Below are 10,699 nucleotides of genomic sequence, written 5' to 3' on the forward strand. Positions count from 1 at the left end.
TAAAAAATAATTTTTAAAAGGAGAATTAAATAAAAATGTCTAGTAAAGTATTTTTAAGAGATAAAGTACATGTTAATGTAGGAACTATTGGTCACGTTGATCATGGAAAAACTACTTTAACTGCTGCTATTACTAAAATTTTATCAACAAAAGGCTTAGCAGAAAATAAATCATATGATCAAATTGATAAAACTAAAGAAGAAAAAGAACGTGGTATAACTATTAATACTACTCATGTTTCTTATGAAACTGAAAAAAGACATTATGCTCACGTTGATTGTCCTGGACACGCTGATTATGTTAAAAATATGATTACAGGTGCTGCCCAAATGGATGCCGGTATTTTAGTTGTTTCTGCTTATCATGGGGTAATGCCACAAACTCGTGAACATGTTTTATTAGCTGGTCAAGTTGGTATATCTAAATTAATAGTATTTTTGAATAAATGTGATTTAGTTAAAGATGAAGAATGGATTAATTTAGTAGAAATGGAAGTTCGTGAGTTATTAAACGAATATAAATTTGATGGTGATAAAACTCCTTTTATTAGAGGTTCAGCTTTAAAAGCTTTAGAAGGTACAGATGTTGAAGGTATAAATAAATTATTAGAAGTTTTAGATCAATATATTGAAGATCCAATTCGTGATGTAGAAAAACCATTTTTAATGCCAGTTGAAGGAGTTCATACTATTACTGGCCGTGGGACTGTTGCTACTGGTCGTGTAGAAAGAGGAAAAATTAAGATTAGTGAAGAAGTTGAGATTATTGGTTTAAAAGAAACTAAAAAAGCTGTTATTACTGGTCTTGAAATGTTTAAAAAAGAATTAGATTTTGCTCAAGCTGGTGATAACGTAGGTATTTTATTACGTGGTATTACTCGTGATCAAATCGAAAGAGGTCAAGTTTTAGCTAAACCAGGTTCTTTAAATGCTTATCATAAATTTTTGTCTCAAGTTTATATTTTAACTCAACAAGAGGGTGGTCGTCATACTGCATTTTTTTCTAATTACAGACCGCAATTTTATTTTCGTACTACAGATATTACTGGTATTATTGAATTAAAAGAAGATGTAAAAATGGTATTACCAGGCGATAGAACAGAAATTATTGTTAAATTAAATCATCCGATTGCTATTGAAGAAGGTACTAAATTTTCTATTCGTGAAGGTGGACGCACAATAGGAGCTGGAACAGTAACTAAAATTATTGAATAAAAAAAACTCTGTTAAAAATAACAGAGTTTTTTTTATTCAATTTTATTTTAATTTATTATTCATGAATAAAATTAATTTTATTGATTTGTTGATTAAGCCATTCAATAATATCCGTATTTACTTGTTGATGATTATTATCATTAAATAAATCGTGCGCTGAATTTTCATATAATTTCATTTTTTTATTTATTGCGTTAACAATTGTAAAAAAATTGGTGCTATTATCATATGGAACGATTGAATCTTTTTGTCCATGTAATACTAAAAATGGCACATTATATTTATCTAAGTTTTCATTTAAATAATTTATCCCCGGAATTATAACATTTTGAATAAAAATAGGGTTTATTTTAAGATTATTTTTGATTAGGTTTAATTTATAATTGTTTTTTAAATCTAAAAAATAAGATTTGAAAATTGTTGTTGGAGTAGCAATATTAATAACACCATTAACATCATTATATTTTAGTATGTAACAATTATTTAAAATTCCACTAATCATATTACCTAATAAAAAATTTGGTAATTGCTGATTATTTTTTAGAAAAATTAATATTTTTTGTAAATCTTTTAATAAAATTTCTAAATTATCATTAGCGATTTTATTATATGCGCTTTTATTATAGCCGCGAATATCATATAAAAAGACATTATATTTATTTTTTTTTAAGGTATTTACTAAATTTTTATATTTTTTCGAATTCGAGGTTATTTCGTTAGTTATAATTACATTCGCTTTTGCATTAGCCACTTTTTTAAATTCATAATGCATAATATCCGCTAAATCATCCGAATAAGCATAAATATTTCGAGTTAAAAAAAATAAATTAAAATTAATTAATAAAATTAAACTAGTAATTAAAAAAAAATTATTATTTACGAAATATTTTGTTTTCAATATTAATTATTCTCCTGTTTATTTAATTATTTATTATTATTTTAATAAAATTTAAAAATAATAATAAATATTTTTTATTTTTTAAAAAAATAACCAGTCGAAGTATTGCATTTTTTTAGAATATTTAAAAAAATAAAATAACTAATTAGGTTTTTTATTTTTTTAAATGATGATTTTTTTAAAATTTTTTTTAAAATAATTTTTAAAAAATCTCTACACTCTCTACACTATATTATACATAATTTTTTGTGAAAAGGTTCCGAATTTTTTTATTTTATTTATATTTGAATTTTAATATTTAAAAATATGATGAATTTCTAATTGCTTTTAATAGTTATTTTTTAAAAATATTTTTTTTATTAATCTTTCTTTATTAATTTTGGTTTTTCATAATACCATTTGCTAATCGGAAAATAATTATGAGAATTAATAGTTTTATTAAAATCGTTTTCTAAAAAAAGGAAAACTCCTAATAATGAAAATAATTTTACATAGTAGCACCAAAAACTAGCAAAATCTTCAAAAATAATATATGTTACACATAATAAAACCATAATAACTAAAATACGAATTAATAATATATAATTAATATTATTATAAATTGGATTTTTATCTATAAAACCAAAAAAAATTAAAATGAAAATAATTATAATTGTAACAAAAAGTATCCAAGAATAAAAAAGAAAAAAATTTTTTAAAAAATAATTTTTTTCTGAAGGTAATTATTTACTATATTTATTTTCTTTTTTATAGTTTGAATATTTACGAATATTTGGAAATGATTGACCAAAATCAATATTATTTAATTTTTTTTCTTTATTAGGAACTTTATAAATAAATGTTGTCCCTCTTGTTGTTTTAAAACCAATATAAGAAAATAAACCTATTAAAATTAAAAACGAAATAAAAAATAAAATAACATATATTATTTTATTCATTTTGTTTTCTATAAAATTAGAATGTTCTCCTTCTATAAAAACAAACAAAAAAATAAAACTTAAAGTAAAAAAAGCCACCATATTTTTAATTAATTGAAAATTTTTCTTTCTTTGTTTCATTATATAATTAATTATTTGTTTGTGTAACATTATATAACCTTCTTTCTTTATGTTTTTTATAATTTATCAATATTTTTTAAAAAATTACCATACAACTTATATATACGCATAAAATAACCTAAAACTCTTCAAAATTTTTTCATTTTGTTAAAATTTTGAATTTTAATATTGAAAAATGGGACAAATTTGAATATTTTAAAAACAAATTTAACATTTTAAATTAAAAGAAAATTAATTATATTAAAAAAAATTTAAAGCGCCAGTGAGCATTTTTTGGGTATCATAATGAAAATTTAACCACAATTAAAATTAAATTTCAAATGTTGATTTTATAAAAAATTAATTTCTAACTATTTTATTAATTAAAAAAATTCTATTTTTGATAATTATTTGGACTTTGATAATTTAGTTTAGTAAAAATTTAATTATTATTATAAAAATATTAAAAAATTATAAATTAATTGTTTATATCTTTATTATAAGTTAAATTTTTTAAATATGGGATTTCATAAAAAATTAACGTTTTAATTAATCCAAAAAAGATTCCATTGAAACATTATTATCGTTATAGACTTAGCTTTAATGCAAAATACTAATTCAAAACCCTCGTTCAATTAATCAATTTTAAAAATTATAAGAACGATAAATAGTTTCTTGATCGAAATGAATAATAAAATTTGGTTTGATTTGGGAAATTTGACTAAAAGTATCATAAATTAATATTTATTGGGGTTTTGGGAAATCTTAAAAGCGACAATTTTGCGATTATAAGAAACGATAATCTTGGATAAATATAAAAATTGATTATCAATAATTTTAAATTTAGTAATATTAGTAAATAATTTCTGCATTGGCTGATCAGTGCAAAAAGTTAGTTAATTTAATTTTAAAATACGAAATAATTTATTATTATTTTTTTAGAAAAATTAATATTTTTTTGTAAATCTTTTAATAAAATTTCTAAATTATCATTAGCTATTTTATTTTTATTCATTGTTTTTTTATTAAAAAAATAATTATAAAATTTAATTATCAATAATCTTATATTTTTTTAAGTATTTTGTTGGTTTTAAATTAATATTTATGTTACATTGTAAATAAAAATATTAGAAGATAATTATTATTATAATATAAAATCAATTAAGAATTTTCTTCAATTATTTTTTAAAATTATCTTAAAAAATAAAATATTAAGGAGTTAATTATTGATGTTTGCATTTTAAAATTAATTTATAAATATTATTTTTTATTTATTTATTTTATTAAAATTATGTTGGGTGATTAATAATAATTATTTAATGGCAATAAAAAATAGTAGTAAAAGAATATTAATGTTAATGATTTAATTTTAAATAACGAAATGTATTAAGTTTTTGAAAAGAATAATTTTAATACAACAAAGATTGACTGAAGATCACTTGAATAAAACAAAAAACAATAATAAAGGACCAAATAGTTTACAACATAAAAATTCATGCAGTAAAAAAATAAAAATAATTAATTCAGTTATTTTTTATATTTTAAAGGTTTAAAAAATTTATTTTTTATAATTTTAAAGTAACATTATAATATATTAAAAATAATAAAAATAAATTTTTAATTGATAATTATTTAAATTATTAATAAAAATAAATATTAATTATAATAATAACAAAATAAATTTTTAAATTTATTTTTTAAAAAAAAGAAAGGTATTTATAAAAATGAATGTTTCTTTTATAACTCAATATACAACATCTATTGATGCTGACAAAGTAATACTTTTACAAGTAGAAAAAGTTGAAAAAACTTTTGGTTTGGATTTAGTTGATCCTAAAAAAATGATAAAAAAAGGTTATTTAGTAGAAAATTTTAAGGGTTCTTGGGGTTCTAAAATTAAATTTTTATATTTAGAAGGTTCTCCTTTTTCTTGTGTTGAAGTTATTGGTTTAGGAACAGAAGAAAACATAAATGATGAAACTTGGCTGAAAGCAGGCGGACTTTGTGTTACTGGAACTAAAAATTATCCTAAAAAAGTAGTTGTTTTTGCTGATGTTTTGGGTATTCATACTTCAACAACACAAATAATGAATTTTGTTCTTGGGGCTTTGTTAAAACAATATTATTTTGATAGTTATCATACTGATAAAAAAAAATTGGAATTAAAAAATGAAAACATTTTTGAACTTATTATAGTTACTAAAAATGCTGAAAATTGTCAAAAAGAATTACAACAAGTACAAGCTATTTGTGAAGGTGTTAATTTAACTAAAAAATTAGTTAATGAACCTGCTAATGTTTTAGGAACAGAAGAATTTGTTGAACAAATTAAAAAATTAGAAAAATTAGGTGTTAGAGTTCAAGTTTTAGATAAAGAAAAATTAAAAAAATTAGAAATGAACGCATTGTTATCGGTAGCTAAAGGCTCTTCTCGTCCACCTTATTTAGTAATTATGGAATGGCATGGAAGCGATAACAAAGAAGAAAAACCTTTAGCTTTTGTTGGTAAAGGAGTAGTTTTTGATTCAGGTGGAATTTCAATTAAACCTTCATTAGGTATGGAAGATATGAAAGCTGATATGGGAGGAGCCGGTACTGTTGTAGGATTAATGCATATTTTAGCTGCTAGAAAAGCTAAAATTAATGTTACTGGCATTGTGGGTTTAGTTGAAAATATGCCAAGTTCTACTGCTCAACGTCCTGGTGATATTGTAACTTCTATGTCTGGAAAAACTATTGAAGTCATTAATACTGATGCTGAAGGCAGAATGGTGTTAGCGGATCTTTTATGGTATTGTAAAATTGAAATTCAACCTAAATTAATAGTCGATTTAGCTACTTTAACTGGCGCTATTAAGATTGCTTTAGGAGAACAACATGCAGGGCTTTTTTCGAATAATAAAGATTTAGCTAAAAAAATAATTAAATCAGGCGAAGCAACATCAGAAAAAGTTTGGCAATTACCTTTAGGATGTGAATATGATAAGTTAATTGATAGTCAATTTGCTGATATGAAAAATTCATCTGGTGGTTATGCTGGCTCGATTACCGCAGCTCAATTTTTAAAACGTTTTGTAGATGAAAAAACTCCTTGGGCTCATATAGATATAGCAGGTGTATGTATGGGTAATAAATTAAATGAATTTAACAATTCTTGGGCTTCGGGATTCGGTGTGCGTCTTTTAAATTATTTAATAAAAAATTATTACGAACAAAAATAATTTAATAAATTACATTAATCTACTTTTTGTTACTACTAAAAATATAAAAATAAGTATTGTTTTAGTATTATTAAAGAAAAAATAAACAAAATTAAATTCAACTTATAAAAAAAGCTAAATTTTTATTAAAAAAAAGATTTAGTTTTTTTGTTATTTAAATTGAAAATATATTAATTATATATCATAAAAATTTACACAAGTAAGAAAAAATAACTTCTAAAAAATTAATTTATTTAATTAATAAAAATTTGACAAAATATTTTTTTTGTTTATCATATAGTTAAATTTAATAAATAATTTTTCTTTTGGTACTTCTAATGGTCCTATTTTCCAATATTTACAGCGACTTAAAGTTCCTCCTCCTATTTATTAATCAAAACTATAATCACTTTTATAAATTCTTATAAATTAAAACAAGGAACCAAAAAAATGGATAACCTTTAAATTGGAATTATATCATATAATTAAACTATCAAACAGTTAAGAAGGAATTTACTATCTAAATTATATTATTCATTAAATTTTATTTTAATTATTTACATAGTTTTATAAAATATCAAAAATAATTAGAAGTTTTATATTGATTATATGATGTTAAAAAGTAAATTTGCTTTTTTTCAAAAAATTATTTTATTGATTACTATTTGTTTATTATTTGTTTTTGATAATTCAATTTTGGTGCTTAATGATAATGAATTTTTAGAAAGAACTATTAGACAAACAGAAATTATTCACGTCATGTTAGAACCTAATGCTGATGAAAATACAGTTCTAAATTATATTAAAACCTATATTAATCCTAATTTTAATGGTTCTGTCAGCCATATTTCATCGTATAATGCTACTAATCAAGATACTTTTATTAAAATTATCAATTTTTATTTTAAAAAAATATTAATAAATTATAACAAAATATAAAGAAAAGGAGGTTATTATGATGCAACGCAAACAAATAATTAAAGATATAATCGCTTTTTTGATTTTAATTTCTAGTATTCCTTTGTTATGCCTAGCAAAAATATTTTGGTCTTATGGAAAATGAAAAAATACGTGATATTTTATTTTTCATTTTTGGTTTTATTTTCATTTTAATGATGATGGGATTATTTTCTTATATTGGTTTTAAAATACTGCGAGGAACAATGTTTATTTATAAAGATCCTAATAAAGAAAAAAACTTAAATAATATTGATTTTGGTCAATCGTACCCTGCTCATTATGGTCATAGTAAATCACCAATACTAAATATAATACTAAGTTATGATAAATCAATTAGATATGGAGAAGAATTACCTTTGAGAAAAAATTATTTTTTAAGAAAATTTTCTCAATTAACATTGTTGATTATTTTAGTTACAATTATTATGGTGTTTTTACCAATTTTTTATAAATCTATAAATAAAAACCCGATTTATAATAAAATTAATTATATATTAATTTTTTTTCACTTACTATGGGTATATTATTGATGATATATATTATTTTTTGAAGATGTTGTTAGTTATTGGTGTTATTATGTAAAATTATTTCAATTATTAGGAATTTTCCGTTTTTTAGAAAATGATTTTAATAAAACTATTAATTCTCATAATTATTTTCCGATTAGTATATGGTATTACAAAAAATTAAAAGAAAAAAATAAAAAAACAATATCAATAAAAACAAAATTATTAATTTTTATAATTATTATTTCTCTATTAGTGCAAGTTATTAGGAAAAATTAAAAGAAAAAAATAAAAAACCAAAATTAATAAAAAAAGATTAATTAATAAAAAATATTTAAATGACTCTCAAACTGAGAGTCATTTTTTTTAAATAATTTCTAAATAAAATCTATTATCACTAATTTTTAAACTTTAAAAATTTTTTAATAAAATTTTACCTATGTAAATTCTAAGTGTTTTAAAAATTATATTTTTTTTAAATTTTTTAAAAAAATCAATTAATTTGACTTTTATTTTTTTCTGCTTTAATAACGAATAAGAAATTAAATTTAAAAATTCTAGAAATGCAAATAACTTTCTAAAAAAAATAATTAATTTAATTTTAATAAAAATTTGACAAAATATTTTTTTTAGTTATTATTCAATTAAATTTAATAAACGATTTTTTATTTTATTTTTGTGTTTAGCAGTTCCATTTTTGCTAGTTCATTTCAATTATGCAATTTTTTAAACGGTTAACGGAGTTTATTATATTTGATTTATTTGGTTCTCTTAATACAATTATTTTTTTACTATTTATTTTATTTATTTTTAAAATTGTTCTTAGGTTTAAGAAATAATGACCTTATTCGCGATTAGTGTATGACTTTTAAGTTTAGTTGGTGGTATTTTATGGTGCTTATAAGGTTGTAACTAAAAATATCTGGGGGGGGATTATATTAGGATGTTATTAAACACCGGTTAAAGCTTATTTAGAGTCTATATAAGGGCCCTATCTCATGGGTATTATGAATTATCAGTATTTTAACAATGTGGTTTTTTGATAATTATATCAGTTTAGCATTTTAGTGGCTTTATGATATTTTTAAAATTATAATTAAAATTATAATTAAAATTATTATTAAAATTATTATTAAAATAAAAAAATTATCCTTTCAAACTCTTATTAATATTGTTGTTGTCATTTATACTTTTAGCAAAAATATTTTTACCGGTTTATTACAATTTTTTTTATTAATAATTAAAGTTATTTTTTCATGAAAGGAAATAAAATATGTTAAAAGTAAAAGCTCAATCTTTAAGGTTATTATTATTCAGCTTTTTATTAATCATTAGTAGTAATTTAAATATTACTGCGAAAGAATTTAAAATTTTAGATTTAAATATTGATGATTTTAAATTTGAAAATAATGAATTAAGAGAATTACAAGTAAGACCCTCTAAACTTTTTAAATATTTTTCAATAAGAAATTTTAAAATAAATAAAGAGCAAATTCAATTTGATCTTAATTTAAAAAATGAATCGTTTGCCTCTTGTGAAATTATATTAACTAAATATTCTAAAAGATTTTTTAGTAACGTTACTATTTGTGAAGAATTAATGAGATTTTTAAATTTTAAATCAGTTGAATATGATGAAAGGCCAGCAGCTAGTTTAAATAAAATTACTGTATTTGAACATAATGAATTATTAGAATTTTTTAGTGGTGAAAATAAAATAATTATTGATGATAAAGATTTAATTATTCCAGTAACTGAGATAGTTAAACCAGTTACTGAGGAAATAAAAGAAATGCAAGCGGATATTAAAAGTCTTACTCAACAAGTTGAAAATAATACTAAAATAGCTAATGAATCCAATGAACGAGTTAATAAAGTTAGTGAAAAAGTCAAAGAGACTAAAAGTTATTTACAATTGTTTTATGATTTATTCGGTGATTATAAATCATTAGCATCAATGTTATTTGGGATTGTAATATTTTTATTTTTTGTTATGTTTATTTATATGTTTATAAAAAGTTTTTATCAATTATTATAAAAGAGGTTAAAAAAAAATGTTAAAAAATACTATCATAAAAATTAAAAATATCAGCTTAGTTTTTTTAATGTTAATAATTTTATTATTTTCTAATATTCAAAAGGTTAATGCTGTTGTTCCATTGGTTGTAATCGGTGGAGTTGCATCAGGAGCATCAATTGGCAGTGGTGCTAGTGCTGCAATGTGTGCTACTGTGTGGGCTTTAATAGGATTAAGTGGCATTGGATTGACTAAACAATTAATAGAAAGTCCATATATACAAAGTTTATTATCTAGTTCAACTAATGAAAAAGTTAAAGAAAATATTAATGTTAAAACTTTATTAGATATCGATTATGAAAAATTGAAAGGAATAACAGATTCACGAAAAATAGAATTTATAAAACCTTTAAAAAATTTAGAAATTGGAATTGAAATTGGTTTATATCCTAGTATAAAATTTTATTCAAAACACAATGATGGAATTATGATTAAATCAATGTTTGAAATTAGATTATTTAAACAAGATGTTGAATTAAAGGAAAAATGTTATGTTTTAAATTATTTATTGGGAGAGGAAAATTTTTTACATCCTAATCCTATTATTAAACAAATTTATACTAATAATTATCAGCGTACAACATCAGCAGAATATTTAAATATGAATGTTAGAGAACAAATAGCAAGAATGGAAAAAGATGATAAAAGTATAATTTTAGAAAATAAATTTTTGCAAGGCGCAAATGAGAATACATTTAGAACTGAAATGATTAAAGCCCACGGCCAAGAGGCATTTGATGAATTACAAGAATTAATTTATGGTATTCCTCAAATCGGTAGTAAACTGCAGTGACCCACTTTTTTGGT

At 20.9% G+C, this 10,699-nt stretch carries 10 protein-coding genes; 7 read left to right on the plus strand and 3 right to left on the minus strand.

What is annotated here, in order from left to right; translation table 11 throughout:
- Positions 1–35: 35 nt before the first annotated feature.
- Positions 36–1,214 (plus strand): elongation factor Tu, encoded by a 1,179-nt coding sequence (gene tuf / locus ACLHHF_RS01640; RefSeq protein ID WP_411308093.1) that lies wholly within the window; start codon positions 36–38, stop codon positions 1,212–1,214.
- A 55-nt stretch (positions 1,215–1,269) separates the two neighbouring features.
- Here tuf and ACLHHF_RS01645 read toward each other — a convergent pair whose 3' ends face one another.
- From ACLHHF_RS01645 to ACLHHF_RS01655, 3 genes are all read right to left on the minus strand, one after another.
- Positions 1,270–2,112 carry an alpha/beta hydrolase gene (locus ACLHHF_RS01645; RefSeq protein WP_411308094.1) on the minus strand — a complete coding sequence of 281 codons (843 nt, stop codon included), beginning with the start codon at positions 2,110–2,112 and terminating at the stop codon, positions 1,270–1,272.
- Positions 2,113–2,471: 359 nt separating this feature from the next.
- Entirely contained in the window at positions 2,472–2,666 is a 195-nt protein-coding gene (locus tag ACLHHF_RS01650; RefSeq protein ID WP_411308095.1) for a hypothetical protein, read from the minus strand.
- A gap of 168 nt (positions 2,667–2,834) precedes the next feature.
- Entirely contained in the window at positions 2,835–3,200 is a 366-nt protein-coding gene (locus ACLHHF_RS01655) for a hypothetical protein (RefSeq protein ID WP_411308096.1), read from the minus strand.
- Positions 3,201–4,543: 1,343 nt separating this feature from the next.
- On the opposite strand from ACLHHF_RS01655, the gene ACLHHF_RS01660 reads away from it, so the two are divergent.
- The 6 genes from ACLHHF_RS01660 (at position 4,544) to ACLHHF_RS01685 (ending at position 10,685) form a co-directional block, all read left to right on the plus strand.
- Complete coding sequence (locus ACLHHF_RS01660; RefSeq protein ID WP_411308097.1) at positions 4,544–4,702, plus strand: hypothetical protein; 159 nt, start codon at positions 4,544–4,546, stop codon at positions 4,700–4,702.
- Positions 4,703–4,873: 171 nt separating this feature from the next.
- A complete protein-coding gene (locus tag ACLHHF_RS01665; RefSeq protein WP_411308098.1) occupies positions 4,874–6,370 on the plus strand; it encodes a leucyl aminopeptidase in 1,497 nt (498 codons plus the stop codon).
- 588 nt (positions 6,371–6,958) lie between these two features.
- Positions 6,959–7,288, plus strand: a complete 330-nt coding sequence (locus ACLHHF_RS01670; RefSeq protein WP_411308099.1) for a hypothetical protein — start codon at positions 6,959–6,961, stop codon at positions 7,286–7,288.
- A gap of 113 nt (positions 7,289–7,401) precedes the next feature.
- Positions 7,402–7,839, plus strand: a complete 438-nt coding sequence (locus tag ACLHHF_RS01675) for a hypothetical protein (RefSeq protein WP_411308100.1) — start codon at positions 7,402–7,404, stop codon at positions 7,837–7,839.
- A 1,249-nt stretch (positions 7,840–9,088) separates the two neighbouring features.
- Complete coding sequence (locus ACLHHF_RS01680; RefSeq protein ID WP_411308101.1) at positions 9,089–9,853, plus strand: hypothetical protein; 765 nt, start codon at positions 9,089–9,091, stop codon at positions 9,851–9,853.
- Positions 9,854–9,869: 16 nt separating this feature from the next.
- Positions 9,870–10,685: a hypothetical protein gene (locus ACLHHF_RS01685; protein WP_411308102.1), complete on the plus strand. Its 816-nt coding sequence runs from the start codon at positions 9,870–9,872 to the stop codon at positions 10,683–10,685.
- Positions 10,686–10,699: the final 14 nt, after the last annotated feature.

The organism is Candidatus Phytoplasma pyri (genome assembly GCF_046600495.1).
Lineage (GTDB): Bacteria > Bacillota_I > Bacilli_A > Acholeplasmatales > Acholeplasmataceae > Phytoplasma > Phytoplasma pyri.

Bases quoted from the DNA above. Each gene is read 5' to 3' on its own strand.
- ACLHHF_RS01680 (WP_411308101.1), top strand. From the start codon at position 9,089: ATGTTAAAAGTAAAAGCTCAATCTTTAAGGTTATTATTATTCAGCTTT.
- ACLHHF_RS01655 (WP_411308096.1), bottom strand. From the start codon at position 3,200: ATGTTACACAAACAAATAATTAATTATATAATGAAACAAAGAAAGAAA.
- ACLHHF_RS01670 (WP_411308099.1), top strand. From the start codon at position 6,959: ATGATGTTAAAAAGTAAATTTGCTTTTTTTCAAAAAATTATTTTATTG.
- ACLHHF_RS01650 (WP_411308095.1), bottom strand. From the start codon at position 2,666: ATGGTTTTATTATGTGTAACATATATTATTTTTGAAGATTTTGCTAGT.
- ACLHHF_RS01675 (WP_411308100.1), top strand. From the start codon at position 7,402: ATGGAAAATGAAAAAATACGTGATATTTTATTTTTCATTTTTGGTTTT.
- ACLHHF_RS01665 (WP_411308098.1), top strand. From the start codon at position 4,874: ATGAATGTTTCTTTTATAACTCAATATACAACATCTATTGATGCTGAC.
- tuf (WP_411308093.1), top strand. From the start codon at position 36: ATGTCTAGTAAAGTATTTTTAAGAGATAAAGTACATGTTAATGTAGGA.
- ACLHHF_RS01685 (WP_411308102.1), top strand. From the start codon at position 9,870: ATGTTAAAAAATACTATCATAAAAATTAAAAATATCAGCTTAGTTTTT.